The sequence below is a fragment of the Rhodococcus sp. WAY2 genome (assembly GCF_009859915.1).
In the GTDB taxonomy this organism is placed as follows: domain Bacteria; phylum Actinomycetota; class Actinomycetes; order Mycobacteriales; family Mycobacteriaceae; genus Rhodococcus_F; species Rhodococcus_F oxybenzonivorans.
Map to the genome: position 1 here is coordinate 5,578,455 of NZ_CP046572.1, position 20,157 is coordinate 5,598,611.

13 protein-coding genes and 1 pseudogene are annotated in these 20,157 nt (G+C 66.6%); 3 read left to right on the forward strand and 11 right to left on the reverse strand.

The genetic code is table 11. The features are described 5' to 3' along the window. Nucleotides 1-23 precede the first annotated feature (23 nt). From GFS60_RS25095 to GFS60_RS25110, 4 genes are read right to left on the reverse strand one after another with little or no spacing between them, the layout of a single operon-like run. A complete protein-coding gene (locus GFS60_RS25095; protein WP_159925449.1) occupies nucleotides 24-743 on the reverse strand; it encodes an ABC transporter permease in 720 nt (239 codons plus the stop codon). After that, on the reverse strand, nucleotides 740-1,390 hold the full coding sequence (locus GFS60_RS25100; RefSeq protein ID WP_159925451.1) for an ABC transporter permease: 651 nt from the start codon (nucleotides 1,388-1,390) through the stop codon (nucleotides 740-742). The genes GFS60_RS25095 and GFS60_RS25100 overlap by 4 nt, the downstream gene beginning before the upstream one ends. Nucleotides 1,391-1,394: 4 nt before the next feature. Continuing rightward, entirely contained in the window at nucleotides 1,395-2,552 is a 1,158-nt protein-coding gene (locus GFS60_RS25105; protein ID WP_159925453.1) for an ABC transporter ATP-binding protein, read from the reverse strand. A 10-nt stretch (nucleotides 2,553-2,562) separates the two neighbouring features. Then, a complete protein-coding gene (locus GFS60_RS25110; RefSeq protein WP_159925455.1) occupies nucleotides 2,563-3,540 on the reverse strand; it encodes an ABC transporter substrate-binding protein in 978 nt (325 codons plus the stop codon). Nucleotides 3,541-3,717: 177 nt separating this feature from the next. On the opposite strand from GFS60_RS25110, the gene GFS60_RS25115 reads away from it, so the two are divergent. Continuing rightward, nucleotides 3,718-4,665 (forward strand): ABC transporter substrate-binding protein, encoded by a 948-nt coding sequence (locus tag GFS60_RS25115; protein ID WP_236603284.1) that lies wholly within the window; start codon nucleotides 3,718-3,720, stop codon nucleotides 4,663-4,665. On the opposite strand, the gene GFS60_RS25120 is transcribed toward GFS60_RS25115, so the two are convergent. From GFS60_RS25120 to GFS60_RS25130, 3 genes are read right to left on the reverse strand one after another with little or no spacing between them, the layout of a single operon-like run. Further along, the gene (locus tag GFS60_RS25120; protein ID WP_159925459.1) at nucleotides 4,624-5,544 is read right to left on the reverse strand and encodes an alpha/beta hydrolase fold domain-containing protein; all 921 of its coding nucleotides are present in this window, start codon (nucleotides 5,542-5,544) and stop codon (nucleotides 4,624-4,626) included. The two genes, GFS60_RS25115 and GFS60_RS25120, sit on opposite strands and share 42 nt — an antisense overlap. 7 nt (nucleotides 5,545-5,551) lie before the next feature. Further along, nucleotides 5,552-6,382 (reverse strand): SDR family NAD(P)-dependent oxidoreductase, encoded by an 831-nt coding sequence (locus GFS60_RS25125; protein WP_159925461.1) that lies wholly within the window; start codon nucleotides 6,380-6,382, stop codon nucleotides 5,552-5,554. Then, on the reverse strand, nucleotides 6,379-7,980 hold the full coding sequence (locus tag GFS60_RS25130) for a flavin-containing monooxygenase (RefSeq protein WP_159925463.1): 1,602 nt from the start codon (nucleotides 7,978-7,980) through the stop codon (nucleotides 6,379-6,381). Before GFS60_RS25130 ends, GFS60_RS25125 begins: the two co-directional genes overlap by 4 nt. A 69-nt stretch (nucleotides 7,981-8,049) precedes the next feature. Between GFS60_RS25130 and GFS60_RS25135 the strand changes: the two genes are divergently transcribed. Further along, on the forward strand, nucleotides 8,050-8,694 hold the full coding sequence (locus GFS60_RS25135; RefSeq protein ID WP_159925465.1) for a TetR/AcrR family transcriptional regulator: 645 nt from the start codon (nucleotides 8,050-8,052) through the stop codon (nucleotides 8,692-8,694). Nucleotides 8,695-8,923: 229 nt separating this feature from the next. Here GFS60_RS25135 and GFS60_RS25140 read toward each other — a convergent pair whose 3' ends face one another. The 4 genes from GFS60_RS25140 to GFS60_RS25155 all read right to left on the reverse strand — a co-directional run bounded on the left by GFS60_RS25140 (nucleotide 8,924) and on the right by GFS60_RS25155 (nucleotide 18,635). Further along, nucleotides 8,924-12,703: a multifunctional oxoglutarate decarboxylase/oxoglutarate dehydrogenase thiamine pyrophosphate-binding subunit/dihydrolipoyllysine-residue succinyltransferase subunit gene (locus tag GFS60_RS25140; protein WP_159925467.1), complete on the reverse strand. Its 3,780-nt coding sequence runs from the start codon at nucleotides 12,701-12,703 to the stop codon at nucleotides 8,924-8,926. Between the two features lie 111 nt (nucleotides 12,704-12,814). After that, entirely contained in the window at nucleotides 12,815-16,705 is a 3,891-nt protein-coding gene (locus tag GFS60_RS25145; RefSeq protein WP_442972172.1) for an ABC transporter ATP-binding protein, read from the reverse strand. 56 nt (nucleotides 16,706-16,761) lie between these two features. Beyond that, nucleotides 16,762-17,541: an ABC transporter permease gene (locus tag GFS60_RS25150; RefSeq protein ID WP_159925469.1), complete on the reverse strand. Its 780-nt coding sequence runs from the start codon at nucleotides 17,539-17,541 to the stop codon at nucleotides 16,762-16,764. Continuing rightward, on the reverse strand, nucleotides 17,538-18,635 hold the full coding sequence (locus tag GFS60_RS25155; protein WP_159925471.1) for an ABC transporter ATP-binding protein: 1,098 nt from the start codon (nucleotides 18,633-18,635) through the stop codon (nucleotides 17,538-17,540). Before GFS60_RS25155 ends, GFS60_RS25150 begins: the two co-directional genes overlap by 4 nt. Before the next feature lie 130 nt (nucleotides 18,636-18,765). Here GFS60_RS25155 and GFS60_RS25160 point away from each other — a divergent pair. Then, nucleotides 18,766-20,147, forward strand: a pseudogene (locus GFS60_RS25160) (glutamate decarboxylase). Nucleotides 20,148-20,157 lie beyond the last annotated feature (10 nt).

Sequence of the window (20,157 nt, forward strand, 5' to 3'; positions counted from 1 at the left end):
TCCCGCCCGGGGTGTTTGCCGTTCTAGCGGGACTTCGCGGCGGCGGCCAGGTCGGCCCACTCCTGGGCGCTGATTCCACGACGTAGCCGGCCGGTGCCCGGGACGGATGCCCACACCGCGAGCGCGAGAAGCCCGTCGACGACGAGGGCCAGGATCGTCACGAGGAGCGCACCGACCAGTACCCGGTCGTACTGACGCAAGGCGAGTCCGTCGAAGATGTACCGTCCGAGCCCGCCGAGGTTGACGTACGCGGCCACCGCTGCGGTTGCAATGATCTGCAGTGTGGCGTTGCGCAGTCCGCCGAGCATGAGCGGCAGCGCATTCGGTGCCTCCACGCGACTGAGGACCTGCCACTCGGTCATGCCCATCGCGCGGGCGGCGTCTACTACCGTCCGGTCGACGTTCGCGACACCGGAGTAGGTGCCGGCCAGTAGCGGCGGAATGCCGAGCACCACCAGGGCGAGGATCGGCGGGATGAGACCGAGCCCGAGGAGCAGCACGAGGAAGGTCAGCAGGCCCAACGTGGGCAGTGAACGCAGCGCGTTGACCAAGCCCACCACCAGCACCTCGCCTCGACGCAGATGGCCGATGACCGCACCGAGCGGAACCGCGACGGCGGCCGAGAGGGCGACGGCGAGAAGGCTGTACCAGAGGTGCTCGAGGATGCGGGCCCCGATTCCGGCCCTGCCCTCCCAGTTGGCCGGATCCACAATGTAGTCCCACGCCCCGCCGAAGATGCTCATGCCGCCGCCTCCTTCTTCTGCCGCGTCCATGGTGTGAGCGCACGGGCGAGGAGGAACAGCGCCAGGTCGAAGACCAGTGCGAGGACGACGATGGCGATGATCCCCGCGAGAATCTGATCGGGATAGTCACGCTGGTAGCCGCGGGTGAAGAGGGTCCCGAGACCGCCGATCCCGATCAGCGAACCGACCGAGACCAGCGAAATGTTGGTGACCGCCACCACGCGCACACTTGCCGCGAGAACCGGTAGGGCCAAAGGCAACTCGACTGTCAGTGCCCGACGTAGGGGTGTGAAACCCATCGCGTTCGCGGAGTCGACGACGTCGGCGGGAACCGAGTCGAGGGCCTCCGGGACGGCGCGGACGAGCAGGGCGGTGGAATAGATGGTCAAGGCGATCACCACATTGAGCGGATCGAGGATCTGCAATCCGACGACGGACGGGATGGTGACGAAGAGGGCCAGCGAGGGAATCGTGAACGCGACGCCGGCGATGGTCGTGGTGATCTTGCGTAGCACCGATGCACCCCGGATCGCGGTGCCCACCGGGACGGCGATGACCAGGCCGAGTAGGAGTGGCATCAGCGCCAGGTACAGGTGGGTCTTCGTCAGGTCGACGACTACGGAAAAATTGTCGATGAGCCACCGCACAGGATCACGGCCTGTCGGGAGAAGTGGACGCGGGCGCGAAGAACTGCGCGTTCCGCGCGCGATCCTCGGCGGCCCGCTGTTGCGTCAGCTTCTCGATGACCTCGGACCCGAGGATGCCGCCGCGGGCGGCACCGTCCTTGTCGACGGCCACGCCTATTCCCGACGGCGACGAGATGGCCGCATCCAACGCTTGCCGCAGGTCTCCGCCCGGCGGGAACAGTGAGCCGCCTGCGGCGGTACATTCCGACAGTGGGCGGCCCGAGCGCACGCCTTCGACGCCCGTGACGTCGATCCAGCCCCGCGGAACACCGGAATCGGTCACCACGAGTGCCCAATCGCCGCGGTCGAGCCGCAGTGTGCTCAGCTCCCGTTCGGTGGCCGTCCGGAGGGGATGAAGGGAAACCTCGTCTGCCGCGCGGAACGACAGGCCACGATAGCCGCGGTCGCGGCCGACGAATCCGGCGACGAAATCGGTGGCCGGCGCGGACAGCACCGTGTCGGGCGCATCGTATTGCTGCAATCGGCCGCCCGGTCCGAAGACTGCCAGCCGGTCACCGAGCTTGACCGCCTCGTCGATATCGTGCGTCACGAACACAATGGTCTTGCGCAGGTCGGCCTGCAGTCGTTGCATCTCCGCCTGCAAATCCTCGCGGACCACGGGGTCCACCGCGCTGAACGGTTCGTCCATCAGCAGAATGGGCGGGTCGGCAGCTAGCGCCCTGGCCACCCCCACACGCTGCTGCTGCCCACCCGACAGCTGGCCGGGATAACGGCCCGCCAGCGCGGTGTCGAGACCCACCCGCTCGAGCACCGACAGCGCAGCCATACGGGCCGCACGGCGGGAGTCACCGCGAAGGACCGGTACGGTCGCGACGTTGTCGATCACGGTGCGATGCGGTAGCAGTCCGGCGCTTTGAATCACGTAACCGATCCCGAGGCGAAGCTTCACTGCATCGGTCGAGGCGATGTCCCGGCCGTCGACCGAGATGGTTCCGGCCGTCGGGGCGATCATCCGGTTGATCATGCGCATCGATGTGGTCTTGCCGCAGCCGGAAGGCCCGACGAAGACCGTGAACGACTCCGCGTCGATATGCAGATCGAGGTTGTCGACCGCCGTGGTGCCGTCCGGGTACCGCTTGGTGACGCCCGAAAATGTGATCACCGTCGACTCCTCAGGAGACCGGCTTGTCGAGCCCCTGGTCTACGACCCACTGCTTCGCGGCTGCCGCCGGCTCCGTCTTGGCGTCACCGGACACGGCATCGTTCAACTTCACCAGCTCCTCCGTCGTCAGCTTCGCGGACAGTGCGTCGAGCGCTCGAGTCAGCTCGGCCGTCGACTTGGCTGCGCGCACCACCGGAACGACGTTTTGAGCCGGAAAGTTGTTCTTCGGGTCCGTGAGCACCACAAAGTTGTTCTTCTCGATTGCCGGCGAGGTGGTGAAGATGTTCGCCGCGGTGATCTGCCCCGATGCCAGAGCCTCGACCGTGGCGGGTCCGCCGCCGTCCGCGATGGGGACGAAGTTGGCCGGTGCGATGTCGAGTCCGTAGTTCTCCTTCAGTCCGGGCAGTCCGGCGCGGCGCTCTTGGAACTCGGCGGGGGCACCGAACTTGACCTCCGCCGAATGCGCTGCCAAGTCCGCGATCGAGGTCAGATTCCACTTCTGCGCGGTCTCCGCGGTGACGACGACGGCGTCCTTGTCCTCGGCTGGAGCTGGGGTGGTGATCGTCAACTCCGATCCGAGTGCGCCCGGGAGTGCCGCGTCGACGTCGGCAGCGCTGGTGGCGGTCGACTGCGGGTCGAGGTACTGCAGCAGGTTGCCCGTGTAGTCCGGAATGACGTCGATCGACGCGTCCTTCAGCGCTGGAATGTAGGCCTCGCGGCTTCCGATGTCGAACTTCGTGGTTACGTCGAAACCGTTGGCGCGGAGAACCTCGGTGTAGATATTGGCCACCGTCTCGGACTCCGGGAAGTTCGCCGAACCCACGATGACGGCGTTCGCGTCGTCACCGGACCCTTCACCCTCGGCCGACAACGGATCGGAACCGCCCCCGCACGCGGCGAGGGAGACCACGGCAACCGTGGCGACCGCGAGGCCGCCCAGAGTGCGGCGGGCGAACCCGCGACCCGAGGATGTGTTCGAGGTGCGCATGCGCGTCCTTCCGTTTGTTCGCCACTGCCGTTTGTTCACTACTGCCGTTGTTCACTACTGCCGCATGATCGGGAGATCCGGTGGGCACACCGCCGGGCCGATGTGGCGTCAGTGTAACGATAGGCAGGTGGGCAACACTGGTTTCGGCTCAGCGTGATGCGAGGGAAGGCGTGCGAGGTGGCACAGACAGGTAAGGGCGGATCGGGGAGCGGGAGTTCCCGGAAGTCCGCTCGTCTCGGGGCGTGGGCGGCAGCGTCGGTGCTAATTCTGATTCCCGGCGCGCTGTCGGCCTGCGATGTCGACAACACTGCTCTCGACGGTTCCGCGGGACAGACCGCGGGTGAGGTGGTGGTGGGGTCGGGCGACACGGCGGAAAGCCGGGTCCTGGCCGAAATCTACGCGGGCGCTCTCCGATCGACGGGTGCGCCGGCATCCACCGAGCCCGGACTGGGCGACCGCACCGCCTATCTTCGGCGGCTCGATGCGGGCGAAGTGACGTTGGTGCCCGAGTTCACCGGCCGGCTGCTGCGCTACTACGATCCGGAGTCGACCGAAAAGGAACAGGACGAGGTGTTCGAGGCGTTGAGTCAGGCGCTGCCGCAAGGTCTTTCGATCTCCGATTACGCGGCGGCGGAGGATCGGTCCGCGCTGGCGGTGTCTGCGGACACGTCTACCCGGATGGCGGTGACGACGCTCGACGAGCTCATTCCCGCGTGCAGTCGTAGCGTCGCGGTGCTCACCCCCGATTTCGAGGCCGGCTCACTCGCCGATCTGACCGGTTGCACGTTCGCGCAGACGCGCGCGGTTCCGGACGGAGCCGCGGCGGTCGCGGAACTCTCCGTCCCCGCACAGACGGATGGCGCCGTGGTGGCAGGAGTGACCACCGCGACCCCGGAAGTCGCGAGCTCGGACCTCGTTCTGCTGGACGACGACGAGGCGATCTTCACAGCCCAGAACGTGGTGCCGCTCTACCGGGTCGGGGCGCTCGGTGAGCCCCAGATCAAGGCGCTGAACGTGGTGGCGGGGGAGCTGACGACAGCGGACCTGGCCGACATGATCGGCCAGGTCCGCGGTGGTGCCGATTCAGCCGACGTCGCTCGTGTCTGGCTGGACGCACATGTGTGATTTCAGGTAAACCCCGAGTTCGGCGACGGCCTCCGCAGCCTCGCGTACCAACGAGGCCTGGAGGTGCGCAACGTGCCAGAGTCGGGCGTATTCGGTGAGCGTCACGTCGACGCCCGACTTCTCGAGCTTGTCGACGAACTCCAAGATCTGTGGATACAGAACCTCGTCGAGTCCGACGTGAACGACAGTGGGCGGAAACCCCTTCAAATCTCCGTGCAGCGGGGCATAACCGGGATCGAACTTGTCTCCGCTCCCCAGGTACTTCTCGGCGGCGTCGAACGACCACGCGGTATTCACCACGAGGTCACGGTCCCGGATAGTGTCACGCCTGCCCGGATCGACCCACGGTGAGATGAGTCCCAACGCGGCCGGGGTGACCCCGTGCCGGTCGATCAGGCGCCGCGCCGTGGCCGCCGCCAGGCCACCGCCCGCGGAGTCGCCGGCGATGGCCAGTCGTCCTGTCTCGTACCCGTGTTCCGTGGTCAGCTCGAGGAATGCCGCCACGGCGTCCTCCAGCCCGGCAGGAAACGGATGTTCGGGGGCGAGGCGGTAGTCGAGTGTGTAAACCACACTTCCGGATTCATGTGCCAGGTGTGCGGCCAGCGACCGATGGGTCGCGGGCGAGCCGATGGTGTACGCGCCACCGTGGAGATAGAGCACGGCGGTCCGGCGCTCGGTGGCGCCCACCGTGATCCGCTCGGCGGGCCGGCCGGCCAGGGTGGCCGGCCGGCAGGCCGCCCCCTCCGGCATCTGCTGCAGCGGTGCGGCCATTTCGAGCAGCGCCCTCTGCGCCGGATACGGCAGCCGCGAGTTGAGGCTCAGCCGGTAGAACGGCCGCAGCGCGGCGGCGACTACCGGGAGCGGCAAGGAGAAGCTCACGGCGACCTCAGTTCGGCTTGGGAAGGACACGCCCGGCGACGGCGGCGACCACTCGCTGGTAGCTCGGGCCGACCACGCGCACCCAGGCGTCCAGGAACTTCGCGTCGGCGCCGATCAGTACCCGCGCCTTACTCTTGCGCACACCCTTGACGATGGTGGCAGCAGCATCTTCCGGTGAGGTCCGGGCGAGCTTCTTGTCGAAGAACTGGGCGAACGTGTCCAAGTCTTCGCCGGGGCCTGCGGTGGCATTGCGGGCAATGGCTGTCTTGATGCCTCCCGGATGCACACAGGTCACCTTGACGGGATGCTTCGCAATCAGCATTTCCTGTCGCAGCGACTCGGTGAAGCCGCGGACCGCGAACTTCGCGGAGTTGTAGGCGGTCTGTCCCGGCATGGACAACAGACCGAAGAGGCTCGAGATGTTCACCAGGTGGCCGTCGCCCGAGGCAATGAGGTGCGGCAGGAATGCCTTGGTGCCGTTGACGACTCCCCAGAAGTCCACATCCATGATCCGCTCGATGTCCTTGAACTCGGACTTCTCGAACTCGCCGTGGTACGCGATACCGGCGTTGTTGTAGACCTGGTTGATCGTTCCGAAGTGGGCAAGCACGGCGTCGGCGTACGCGAGTACCGCTTCGCGCTCGGTGACATCCAGATGGTCCGACTTCACCTCGGCGCCGAGGGCGGCAACCTGTCGCGCCGTCTCGGCGAGACCGACGGTGTCCATGTCGGAGATCGCCAGCTTGGCGCCCTGCCCTGCCAGGTTGACGGCGAGAGCCCTGCCGATGCCCGAACCGGCGCCGGTGATCACGACCACCTTGCCTGCGAATGTGCTCACTGTGCTGCCACCTTGTCGTCGTCGAGGTCGATCTGTGCCGAGATGGCGAACGAGTTCGAGGCCTGACCGTTCACCTGCACCGGTGCGGGGAGGTCGGCGGCAGCCACACTGTCGTACGCCGCGAGGTCGAAACGCCGTGTCTGATTGCGGAACTGGAAGGTGAACCCCGGCCACAGTGTCGTGTTGTTGCCGTGCTTGTCGAGGTACCAGCTGGCGCACCCGCCGTTGTTCCACACGCTGTGCGACAGCTTCTCCTGGAGGTCGGCGTTGTAGCGGTCCTGCGCGTCCTGCCGGACCTCGATTTTGCCGATGCCGTACTTGTCGAGGGTGTCGAGTGCGTCGACCAGGTAATTGAGCTGCGACTCGATCATGAAGACCATCGAGGTGTGGCCCAGTCCTGTGTTGGGACCCACGAGGAAGAACATGTTGGGGAAGTTCGCGATCGCCGCGCCCTTGTAACCCTGCTGCCCGCCTTCGTCGAAAACCTCGGCGAGCGAGCGGCCGTCCTTACCGAAAATTCCCTGGAAGGTGGGGGAGTCGGTGACGTGGAAACCGGTGGCGACCACGATGGCGTCGACCTCGCGGACCGTGCCGGTCTTCGAGACGACTGCGTTGCCCTTGACTTCGGCGATGCCCTCGGTCACCAGGTCGACGTTGTCCTGCGCGAGCGTCGGGTAGTAGTTGTTCGAGATCAGCATGCGCTTGCACCCGATCTGGAAATTCGGGGTGACCTTCTTGCGCAGGTCCTTGTCCTTGATCTGGCGGCGCAGGTGGCGCTCGGCCGCGAACTGCAGCGGCTTCATGAACACCGGTGCCTTCGCGAGCCCGACGACCTGGCTCTCACGCATCCAGTAGATCCCGCTACGGCACAGCTTCTGGAAACCGGGCAGGTACTTGAACGCGGCGTGCTCGGCCTTCGTGTACTCGCGGTCGGCGCGAGGCAGGATCCACGGGGCCGTGCGCTGGTAGACGTCGAGGTGCGACACCTTCTTGCCGATCGCCGGGACGATCTGGATGGCCGAGGCGCCGGTGCCGATGACGGCAACCCGCTTTCCCGTCAGGTCGGCGTCGTGGTTCCAGCGGGCGGAGTGGAAGATCTCGCCCTCGAACTCTTCGATGCCCTTGATGTCGGGAAGCGCCGGCTCGCACAGTGCACCGACCGCTGAGACGACGATCTTCGCGACGAAGTTCCCCTTGGTGGTGGTGACCTCCCACCGGGTGGTCTGTTCGTTCCAATGCGCGGATTTCACGTCACAACCGAAAACGTGGCGATCGCGCACCTTGTACTTGTCCGCCACCGACTGGATGTACTTCTGGATCTCGGGCTGGGTCGAGAACGAACGTGTCCACTCCGGGTTCAGCGCGAACGAGTAGGAGTACAGGTGCGAGGGCACGTCGCATGCTGCGCCCGGGTACGTGTTGTCGCGCCAGGTGCCGCCGACCTCCGTGCCGCGCTCGAGCACCAGGAAGTCGGTCTTGCCTGCCTGGGTGAGCTTGATGGCCGCGCCCAGCCCGGCGAACCCGCTGCCGATGATCAAGGTGTCGACGTATCGGGCACCCGCGGTCGTGTCGTAAGTGTCTGTGACGGGAAGACTCATGTAAGAGACAATAGGGCGCTATTGAGGGGTAGTCAATAGCTATTGACCTCCGTTCAGTAAGATGCTGTCATGGACGTCGTGAAGCGGACCCGTCTCAGCCCGGACCAACGACGGGCACAATTGATCGACCTCGGTGTGAAGATGCTGGCGCAACGGCCGCTCGAGCAGATCTCGGTCGAGGAGATCGCCGACCAGGCCGGGGTCTCGCGGGGACTGCTCTTCCATTACTTCGCCTCGAAGCACGACTTCCATCTCGCCATCGTGCGTCACTCCAGCAGCGAGATGCTGGCCCGGACCGCGCCCGACCCCTACGTGGACGACGCCCGGGATCCGTTGCACATTCTGCGGTCCGTATTGGCCGCATACGTCGACTACGTGTCGGAGAACCGTGGCACCTACGTCTCGCTGCTTCGAGGCACAGCCAGTGGCGACCCCGACATGCGGGCTGTCTTCGAGGAGACCCGGGAAATGATGTCCGAGCGCACCCTCGAGCAGCTCCCGATCCTCGGCGTCGAGCGGACACCCGCGGTGGAACTGGCCGTCCGTGGCTGGATCGCATACGTAGAGGAGGTCACGATCAGCTGGTTGCGCGATCCGCAGCTCACCCGCGAGCAATTGATCGAACTCAACGTCCAAGCGCTGCCCGCCCTCGCGGTCGCGGCGGCGCCCGAGATCGCCGCAGCACTGGTCGCGGCCACCAGCGCAAGTTCTTAGCGGCCCGATGGCGCCGATGCTGGCGCACTCCTTTTAGGCAGCTGCACCCGTTTTAGGGCACGAAAATGGGTGCGTCGACCGAGAAGGGGTGCATCTGGCCCGGGCGGGGCTAGCCGAGCGGATCCGGACACCACAAAGCCGGGCCGAGTTCGCTTCGTACAGCGAACTCGGCCCGGCTCAGTGGTAGTTCAGTCGATGTCAGCCGAAGGCTTCAGCCGTTACACGCTCTTCAGCCGAAGGCTTCGTCGATAATCTCCTGCTGCTCGACGGCGTGGACCTTGCTCGAACCCGAGGACGGTGCCGACATCGAACGGCGCGAAATCCGCTTGATCCCGGCGAGTTTCTCCGGGAGCAACTCGGGCAGCGCGAGACCGAAGAACGGCCATGCACCCTGGTTGGCCGGCTCCTCCTGAACCCACCGGAATTCGGCGGCGTTCGGGTAGCGATCGAGCGTCTCACGCAGGCGACGGCTCGGCACCGGGTACAGCTGCTCGATACGGACGATCGCGATGTCGACGCGGTTGTCCTTGTGCTTCTTCGCGAGCAGTTCCCAGTACAGCTTGCCGCTGACGAGGAGCACCCGGGTGACCTTGCTGCGGTCGCCGTCACCGGTCTCGTAAACCGGCTCTTCGAAGACGGACCGGAACTTGCCGGTGGTGAAGTCCTCGATATCGGACACGGCGGCCTTGTTGCGCAGCATCGACTTCGGCGTGAACACCACCAGCGGGCGGCGGATTCCGTCGAGCGAGTGGCGACGCAGCAGGTGGAAGTAGCTGGCCGGCGTGGACGGCACGGCCACCGTCATCGATCCCTCGGCGCACAGCTGGAGGAAGCGCTCGATACGGCCGGACGTGTGGTCCGGACCCTGACCCTCGTGACCGTGCGGAAGGAGCAGCACGACGTCGGACAGTTGACCCCACTTGGCCTCACCGGAGGAGATGAACTCGTCGATGATTGACTGCGCACCGTTGACGAAGTCACCGAACTGGGCTTCCCAGAGCACGAGGGCGTCCGGGTTGCCCACGGAGTAGCCGTACTCGAAACCGACGGCGGCGAACTCGCTGAGTGCGGAGTCGTAGACCAGGAACTTACCCGGGTTCTGGCTGCCGAGGTTCTGCAGCGGCGTGTACTCGTCGCCCGTCTTGCGGTCGATGAGCACCGAGTGACGCTGCGTGAACGTACCGCGGCGGGAGTCCTGACCCGAGAGGCGAACCATCTTGCCCTGGTCGACCAGCGAACCGAAGGCGAGCAGTTCCGCGAACGCCCAGTCGATCTTACCTTCGCGAGACATTTCGCGGCGCTTCTCGATGACCGGCTTGACGCGCGGGTGCACCGAGAAACCCTCGGGCACGTTGACGAACGCGTCACCGATCCGCTCGAGGACCGAACGGTCGACCGCGGTGGTCAGCTTGGTGGGCAGCGGCTGGTCGAGCTCGACCGACTCACTCGGCTCGGGCTTGTACTTCTCCAGCTCGCGAACCTCGTTGAATACCCGCTCCAGCTGTCCCTGGTAGTCGCGGAGAGCGTCTTCGGCTTCCTTGAGCGAGATGTCGCCACGGCCGATCAGCGATTCGGTGTAACTCTTACGAACGCTGCGCTTGGTGTCGATCACGTCGTACATCGCCGGCTGGGTCATCGACGGGTCGTCGCCCTCGTTGTGACCGCGACGGCGGTAGCAGATCATGTCGATGACGACGTCCTTCTGGAACTTCTCCCGGAAGTCGACAGCGAGCTGGGCAACCCACACGCAGGCCTCGGGGTCGTCACCGTTGACGTGGAAGATCGGCGCGCCGATCATCTTCGCGACATCGGTGCAGTACTCGGAGGAACGCGAGTGCTCCGGGGCGGTGGTGAAGCCGACCTGGTTGTTGACCACGATGTGGACGGTGCCGCCGGTGCGGTACCCGCGCAACAGCGCGAGGTTGAGCGTCTCCGCCACCACGCCCTGTCCCGCGAATGCGGCGTCGCCGTGCAGCATCAACGGCAGGACGGTGAAGCCGTCCTCGCCCTTGTCGAGGATGTCCTGCTTGGCGCGGACCAGTCCCTCCAGGACCGGGTCGACGGCCTCGAGGTGGGACGGGTTGGCGGTGAGCGACACCGTGATGTCGTTGTCGCCGAACATCTGGATGTACGTGCCCTCGGCGCCGAGGTGGTACTTCACGTCACCGGAGCCGTGCGCGGCAGCCGGGTTCATGTTGCCCTCGAACTCCGTGAAGATCTTGGAGTACGGCTTACCCACGATGTTCGCCAGCACATTCAGACGACCACGGTGAGGCATGCCGATGACGACCTCGTCGAGCTGGTGCTCGGCGGCCTGGTCGATGACGGCGTCCATCATCGGGATGACGGACTCGGCGCCCTCGAGGGAGAAGCGCTTCTGGCCGACGTACTTGGTCTGCAGGAAGGTCTCGAACGCCTCGGCGGCATTCAGCTTGCTCAGGATGTACTTCTGCTGAGCGACCGTCGGCTTGACGTGATGCGCCTCGACGCGGTCCTGCAGCCACTGCTGCTGTTCCGGCTCGAGGATGTGTGTGTATTCGACGCCGACGTGGCGGCAGTACGCGTCCCGCAGCACGCTGAGCACGTCGCGGAGCTTCATCTTCTCCTGGCCGTGGAAGCCGCCGACCTTGAACTCACGGTCGAGATCCCACAGGGTCAGGCCGTGCGTGATGACGTCGAGGTCCGGGTGGCTGCGGAACTTGTCCTTGACGAACTGCAGCGGATCGGTGTCGGCCATCAGGTGACCGCGGTTGCGGTACGCGGCGATCAACTCGAGGACACGCGTGTTCTTGTCGACGGCGCCTTCGGGCACATCCTGACGCCAGCGGACCGGCTCGTACGGGATGTGCAGCGCGTGGAAGATCTCGTCGTAGAACTCGTCGCTGATCAGCAGGTTGTGAATGGTCCGGAGGAAGTCGCCGGACTCGGCACCCTGGATGATGCGGTGGTCGTACGTCGAGGTGAGCGTCATCAGCTTGCCGACGCCCATGTCGGCAATGCGCTCGTCGCTCGCGCCCTGGAATTCGGCGGGGTACTCCATGGCACCGGCACCGATGATGGCGCCCTGTCCCTGCATCAGACGCGGCACGGAGTGCACGGTGCCGATGCCACCGGGATTGGTGAGGGAGATGGTGACGCCCGAGAAGTCCTCACCGGTGAGCTTGCCGTCACGCGCGCGCCGGACGATGTCCTCGTAGGCGCTGTAGAACTGCGTGAAGTTGTGCGTTTCGGTGTTCTTGATGGCGGCGACGACGAGGGACCGGCTGCCGTCCTTGCCCGGCAGATCGATTGCCAGGCCGAGGTTGGTGTGCGCGGGCGTGACGGAGTGCGGCTTGCCGTCGATCTCCGCGAAGTGCCGGTTCATGTTGGGGAACGCCTTGACCGCCTGCACGATCGCGTAACCCAGCAGGTGGGTGAAGGAAATCTTGCCGCCGCGGGTACGGGCGAGGTGGTTGTTGATGACGATCCGGTTGTCGAACATCAGCTTCGCAGGGATGGCGCGAACACTGGTGGCGGTCGGAATGGCCAGCGAGGCCGACATGTTCTTCGCGACGGCAGCAGCGGCGCCGCGCAGAACCTTCGTTTCTTCGGCAGCGGTCTCGGGAGCGGACGCCTTCACGGGCGACTTCTTGGCCGGTGCGGTCTTGGCCGGCGCGGCCTTCGGTGCGGCCGTCTTGGGCGCCGCGGCCTTGGGAGCTGCACCGTTGGCGGCGGACTTCGCCGGGGCGCCGTCGCCCGTCTTGGTCGCCGACGTGGGCGCGGTCTCGGCCTTGGCGGCCGGGGGCGGCGACGTCTTGCCGGGGGGAGCGGCAGCAGATGCGGCGGTGGTGGTGCCGTTCGTGCCGCGTCCGTTGGCTACGCCGGCCTTGGCGGCGGCATCGGGGGAGTAATCCGTCAGAAATTCATGCCAACTCGCGTCCACGGACGACGGATCGTCCTGGAAACGCTGGTACATTTCGTCGACCAACCACTGGTTCTGTCCGAACTGGGATGTAGAGCTGCTGCTCACGGCAGGTGTTCGCCTCGTTTCTATTTCGGTACCCGATCAGAGCGCCTATATACATGAGAGTAGCCCTCGCGTGTGACGTGCGAATCGCCAGGCCTGCACGTGTGAGCTGTCTCACGGCCATCGGATGGGGTCACCATCGATGACGGTTCTCGCCCCGCGATTATTCCCTGCACCGCTCTCCGCCGCATCCCACAGTCCCGCATAGTGGCCACCTGCCGAGCGCAGGGTGGCGTGCGATCCGGTCTCCACGATCCGGCCTCCGTCGATGACGAGGATCACGTCGGCGCGCGCTGCGGTGGCCAGTCGGTGGGCTACCACGACCGACGTCCGGCGCCGGGTCACGCGGCTACCGGCCTCGAGAACCAGCTGCTCTGTGGCCGGATCGAGGGTGGCGGTGGCCTCGTCCAGGAGCAGGAGGTCGGGGTCGACCAGTTCGGCGCGAGCAAGCGCGATCAACTGTCGCTGACCCGCCGACAGTCCCTGCCCCCGCTCGCCGATGGGGTGACGCATCCCACCCCGCAGCCGGCCGATCGTGCCGAGCGCTCCCACCGCGCGGGCGGCATTCTCGATCTCCTCGCGGCTCGCGTCGGGCCTGCCGTACGCAATGTTGGTCGCGACCGTGCCGGTGAACAGATGCGCCTCCTGCGGGACCACGCCCAGTCGCCCGCGGTACTCACCGAGCGAATAGTGACGCAGGTCGACGTCGTCGACGAGTACGGAGCCGGACGTCGGGTCGTAGAAGCGGGCGAGCAGTTTCACGATGGTGGATTTGCCCGCACCGGTCTTGCCGACCAGCGCCACCGTGGCGCCCGCCGGAATGTGGAGGTCGATGTCGGTCAGCGCGTCACTCTCCGCGCCGGAATAACGGAAGCCGACGTCGCGCAGACGCACCTCGCCTCTCAGGTGCCCGTCGATCCGAGTCCGATGGTCGCCGGCGGCGCGCTCGATGGAGCTCGGCGTGCGGAGCAGATCGCCGATCCGGAGCAGGCCGACACTGGCCTGCTGGTAACCGTCGAACACCTGCGACAGCTGCTGGATGGGCCCGAACAGCAGGCCGAGGTACAGCACGAAGGCGACGAGCGTTCCCGACGACGTCTCGCCGCCCGCGACCTGCCGGGCACCGACGAATACGACGGCGGCCAGCGCCAGATCCGAGAGGAACGCGATGAACGGGAAGTACAGCGAGATCGCGCGCTGGGACCGCATGCGGCTGCGGCGGTAACTGTCGGCGCGTTCGGCGAACCTGCGGGCGGCGAACTCTTCGCGGCGGTAGGCCTGCGCGGCGCGCAAGCCCGCGATGTTTTCCTGGAACTCGGCGTTGACGAGGGAAATCCGTTCCCGGGACACCGTGTAGGCCACCGAAGAGATCCGGCGAAAGATCAGCGTCGCAAGCACGAGGGGCGGGATGACGGCAAGGGCGACGACGGCGAGAGTGAGGTCGGTGACGACGAGTGCGACCGAGATCCCCACGACGGTGAGCACACTGACCACCGCGGTGGACATCCCGGTCTGGATGAACGACGACAACGCGTCGACGTCGGTGGTCATGCGGGTCATGATCCGGCCCGAAAGCTCCCGCTCGTAGTAGTCGAGGCCGAGCCGCTGCAGGTGCGCGTAGCTGCGCACCCGGAGTCCGAAGAGGACGCGTTCACCTGCGCGGGCGGTGAGCACCGTCATCGCCGCGACCACCAGCCAGTCGGCGGCGACGAGGGCGATTCCGACCGCGGTGGCGGTCCACAGCGTCGCCGAGTCCTGCGGGAGCACCCCGTTGTCGATGGCGAATCGCACGATGGAGGGGAAGGCGATCCCGGCGAGGGAATCGAGCGCGAGGCAGGCGACCACGGCGAACAGTAGGCCGCGGACCGGTCGCAGGATGCGCGACAGGTGGAAGTTCGGCTCGGGTAGCCGCAAGGTGCGGGTGTCGAGGCCCGGACTCTCGAGCGCGGGAGGCAGAGCGTCGACTGCGGCTTGCAATTCGGGGGTGGCAGCGATGTTTCCGAGGGCGCCGGCCATCGGTCCACCGCCGCCGCGACCTCCGCCGCCGGGTCCGGTGGCGGGCGCCGGGGTCCTCCCGGCCGTGGTGGCGGCGAGAGTGGCGTCCGGCACCTCTCTGGGGCTCTCGGGCCACAGTTCCGCTGCGGAGGGGATGCGCTGGGTAGACATCGGATCGGCCGGCCGCGGGCCTGCTTCCGAACCGTTTTCCTCCTCCGGGGACGCGAACAGTGCCCGGAACAGCGCGCACCGTTCGTCGAGTTCGGCCACCGTGCCGCTGTCGATGATCGTTCCGCCGTCGAGGACGGCCACCCGATCGGCGAGGGACAGGGTGGAACGTCGGTGCGCGAGGACGAGCGCGGTGCGGCCGCAGCCTGCCCGGAGCGACTCGAAGATGGACGCCTCGGTGGTCGCATCCACGGCGGACGTCGCATCGTCGAGAATCAGGACCCGCGGATCGGTGAGCAGCGCGCGGGCCAGGGCGATCCGCTGGCGCTGTCCCCCCGACAGCGTGAGACCGCGTTCCCCGACCACGGTGTCGTAGCCGTCGGGGAGGGCGGAGACGAATTCGTCGGCCGCCGCCATCGTCGCCGCTTCCCGGATTTCCTCGGCGCTGGCATCGGGCCTGCCGAGTGCGATGTTGGCGGCGATGGTGTCGGAGAAGAGGAACGGTTCGTCGAAGACGAGGCTGACCGCTTCACGAAGGTGCTCGGCGCTGAGCTGGGCGACGTCGAACACGTCCTCGCCGGATGTCAGCGCAACGGTGCCCGAGGAGGGCGCGTAGAACCGGGGAAGCAGCAGCGACAGCGCCGTCTTCCCGGAACCCGCCATTCCCACCACCGCGACCGTCTCACCGGGGGCGATCTGGAGGTCGAGCCCACGCAGGGTGTCGCGGCCCGGCTCGAACCCGAAGGTGACCGACCGCAGATCGACGCCGAGCGGTCCGCCCGGCAGCGGGGTGGGGTGCGGTGGATCCGCGACCTCCGGTTCGGTGTCGATCACCTCGTACACCCGTTCCACGGCCGCCCGGGAAAGTTGCGCCATGATCACCACGGACGACAGGGTGCGGGTCACCGCCGTCATCGTCGTGACGTAGGTGGCGAAGGCGAGGAAGGTGCCGATCGTGATGGACCCGTGCAGGGCCAGGTAGCCGCCGACCGCGATCACACCGACGAGCCCCAGCTGGGGGAGTGCGGCCATCGTGGGCGTGAAGCGGGAGTTGATGCGGGCGGCCCGCAGGCGTTCCGCATACAGCGCCCGACTGTGGTGTTCGAGCTGATCGACGGCCCGCCGTTCCTGCCCGAAGCCCTTCACGACGCGCACCCCGGTGACCGTCTCCTCGACGTGTTGCGCGAGGTCGGCCGCCCGCTGCTGGGCGGACCACGTGGCGGCGAACAGCGTCGGGCGCATCGCGTAGACGACGAGACAGACGAGCGGGACGATCACCAGCGCGACCACCGTCAGCAGCGGGGAAAGCCACACCATGATGCCGAGGGCGAGGACGAATTGCAGCAACGCGCCCGCCGACAACGGGACCATCGCGAGGAGTCCCTGCACCAGTTGCAGATCGGTGATGGACCGCGACACCACCTGGCCGGTGCGAATCTGGTCCTGACCTCGTCCGTCGAGGCGTTGCAGGGCACCGAGCAGACCCAGCCTGAGGTCGTGCTGGACGTCGAGCGACAGCTTGCCCGCCAGCATCCGCCGGCCGTACTGGCACGCGAAGCGCACACAGGCGAGGAGCGCGATCAGCAGTGCTGCGATGCCGATGACCTCGGTGGCGCGGTCCGTACCGGCGGCGTCGAGCGCGTACTTGGTGAGCAGCGGGAACGAGATGTCGATGCCGGCCGCGACGACGGTCACGGTCAGTGCCCCGACGGTCGCGCGGCGATGTGCCCAGCACTCGGCGCTGAGCCGGCGTATCCAGCCGGGCCGTACCGTGTCGCGTACGCGCGTCTGCTCCCGCTCGATCACTGAGCCGGATGTGCTCTCACCTGCCGCTGTGTCCACGTTAGCCACTGTGTCCACGTTAGCGCTGCGGTCCGACACCGCAGTCGCGGCGTTCCTCAGGTGATGTCGCGACTGCGGGTCAGGGCCCATCCGGCGAGGGCGAAGAGTGCCGTCCACACCACCACCGAGATCGGTGCGGCGGGCCACAACGGCAACCAGTCGATGTCGTTGCCCGCGGCCGCGTTGGCGACGGATCCCAGGGTGGCCGACACGGGGAGGACGTCGCCCACTGCGCCGATGCCGATGCCGCTGAGAATCGAGCGCAGGATCATCTCGCCGAGGGTGTACCACACGACGAGTGAGATGCAGCTGCCGACGGAGGAGCCGGTCAGCATCGACATCCCGCCACCGATCAGCGCCCAGCATGCGGCAGCAACCAAGGCAGCGGCCAACATCGCGAAGAGGGAACCTCGCAGTGCGAAGTTCTCCCCGCCGAACGTCAGCAGCAGGGCGACGCTGACCATCTCGACGACGAGGCAGTAGAAGAATCCGAACGCGGCAGTGACGGCCAGTTTCGCGCCGATCACCCCGTCTCGGCCACGTGCGGTGAGGAAAGTGGTGGTCAGTGTCTTGTAGCGGAACTCGGTACCGGCATTCACTGCTCCGAAGAGGGCGGCGAAGAGCACGACGAGCGATAGGGCGACGGCCAGCCCGAACACTGTGGCAGCGAGGTTGGCGTCGGCCGGATCGGCTTCGAACGCGTCGGTGAAGGCGCGTAACACCGGCAGGGAGATGGCGCTCGAGAACATCCCGACGACCAGCGGGGTCAGCCCGAGCATCCACCAGAACCGCAACGTGGTGACCTTGCGGAATTCCGCGGTGAGCAGTGCGGTCATCGCGGACCTCCGGACATCGGCCCCTGCGGGTGCGGGGCATACGCGGGCGGATACCCAGCCGGCGGGCCGTACCCCGGAGGAGGGCCGGCACCCGGGTGGCCGGGGTAGTGGGGCTGCTGCGGGTAGGCCGGGGGCGGGCCGTATCCGGAGGGCGCAGCCGCGCTCGCACCGGCAACGTACTGGCCGGTCGTCATCGACAGGAAGAGCTGCTCGAGGTCGATGTGCTCGGCCACGGCGCCGAAGATCGTCACTCCGGCTCCGGCGGCCACCGACTGCACGACGTCGAGTGCCGCACCCGTCACGGCGAGACGGCCGTCGGCCAGGGACCGGGCATCGACGATGCCTCGCGCGGCCAGAGCAGTCGCCAGCGCAGCCGGACTCGAGGAGGCGACCAGTAGGCGGCTCTGCTGCGACTTCCGCAGGTCCTCCATCCTTCCCTGATAGACGAGTGCACCCCGACTGACGATGACCAGTGTGTCGACCGTCTGCTCGACCTCCCGGAGGATGTGGCTCGAGACGAGGACGGTCCGCCCGGAGGCGGCGAAGCCTTTCAGGAACTCCCGCAGCCACGCGATCCCCTCGGGATCGAGTCCGTTGGCCGGTTCGTCGAGGACCAGGATGCGTGGATCGCCCAGCAGGGCGGTCGCGAGCGAAAGGCGCTGTCGCATGCCCAGGGAGAATCCGCCGGCCTTACGCCCCGCCACGTCTTCGAGCCCGACCAGCGCGAGTACCTGTCGGGCCCGCGCGTCCGGCACCCCGATGGCCGAGGCGTACACCTTCAAGTGATCGAGCGCGGTGCGCGCAGGGTGCAGGCTCTGTGAGTCGAGCACGGCGCCGACCGTGCGGGCAGGATCTCGCAGCGCCCGAATCGGGACGCCCTCGACTGCGGAGGTTCCGGCGCTGGGCCGGACGAGTCCGAGGATCATCCGCAGCGTCGTCGTCTTACCCGAGCCGTTGGGGCCGAGAAAACCGGTGATCGAACCGTGCGGAACGGAGAAACTGAGGTCGGAGACGGCGGTGACGTTCTTGAAGCTCTTCGACAGCCCGGACACCTCGATCGGCGCCGCGACACTTGCCGGCATTGCAGTGGTCAAGCCGTCCTCCCCTGAACACGATCGTGTGGAATCGACTCGACCCTACTGGGCAGCCGTCCCGATATTCACCAACTGGCGTACAGGGCTCTTCGGCGCAGCGCATCCTGTATGAAGTCGATTGGGGGCATACATGAGCAAGCACCACCACCATCACCGAGATGTTCTGGCGCCGGCGTACACGGGGCGAATGTCGGTGGAACCGTTCCCGGCGCTGCGGTTGCCGGACGAGGAAACCGATCCGCAGGCGGCCTACCGCTTCATTCACGACGAGCTGATGCTCGACGGTAGCTCGCGGCTGAACCTCGCTACGTTCGTGACCACGTGGATGGATCCCGAGGCCGACAAGCTGATGGCGGAGACGTTCGACAAGAACATGATCGACAAGGACGAGTATCCGGCGACGGCCGCGATCGAGTCCCGGTGCGTGTCGATGGTTGCTGATCTCTTTCACGCGCCGGATCTCTCCACCACCGACCCGGCCAGCGCTACGGGTGTCTCCACGATCGGGTCCAGCGAGGCGGTGATGCTCGCCGGTCTCGCACTGAAGTGGCGATGGCGCGCGCAGCGTCAAGAGGCAGGCAAGGACGCCACCCGGCCGAATCTCGTTCTGGGCAGCAATGTTCAGGTGGTGTGGGAGAAGTTCTGCCGGTACTTCGACGTCGAGCCGGTCTACCTGCCGATGGAGAAGGGCCGGTACATCATCACGCCGGAGCAGGTACGGGGTGCGGTCGACGAGAACACCATCGGGGTGGTGGCGATCATCGGCACTACCTACACGGGTGAGCTCGAACCGGTGGCCGAGATCGCCGACACACTCGAGCAGCTGGCGGCGTCGGGGGGTCCCGACGTCCCGATTCATGTCGACGCGGCCAGCGGGGGTTTCGTGATCCCGTTCCTCCAACCGGAACTGTTGTGGGACTTCCGGGTCCCACGAGTCGTCTCGATCAATGTCAGCGGCCACAAGTACGGGCTGACGTATCCGGGTATCGGGTTCGTCGTGTGGCGCGCCGGTGAGTATCTGCCCGAGGGGCTGGTGTTCCGGGTCAACTACCTCGGCGGCGATATGCCGACGTTCACGCTGAACTTCTCGCGTCCCGGCAATCAGGTGGTGGGGCAGTACTACAACTTCCTGCGCCTCGGCCGATCCGGGTACCGGGCGATCATGGAGACGTTGCGCGACACCGCTGTCCGTGTGGGTAAGCGCATCGCCGAAATCGAGCACTTCACGTTGATCAGCGACGGAAGTGACATCCCGGTGATCGCCTTCGAGCTCGTCGGGGACCCCGGATTCACGGTCTTCGACGTGTCCTCGAACTCCGGGCGCGGGGTTGGCAAGTGCCTGCCTACACGATGCCTGCAGACGCAGAAGAGGTGGCGGTGCTGCGCATCGTCGTCCGCGAGGGGTTCAGCGCAGACCTGGGATCGCTGGTCTCCGAGGCGATCGAGGAAGTCTGCGCGGAACTACGCGAGAAGGGCGGCGGACATTCGGCGGCGCAGCACTTCGCGCACTGATCTGCGCGAA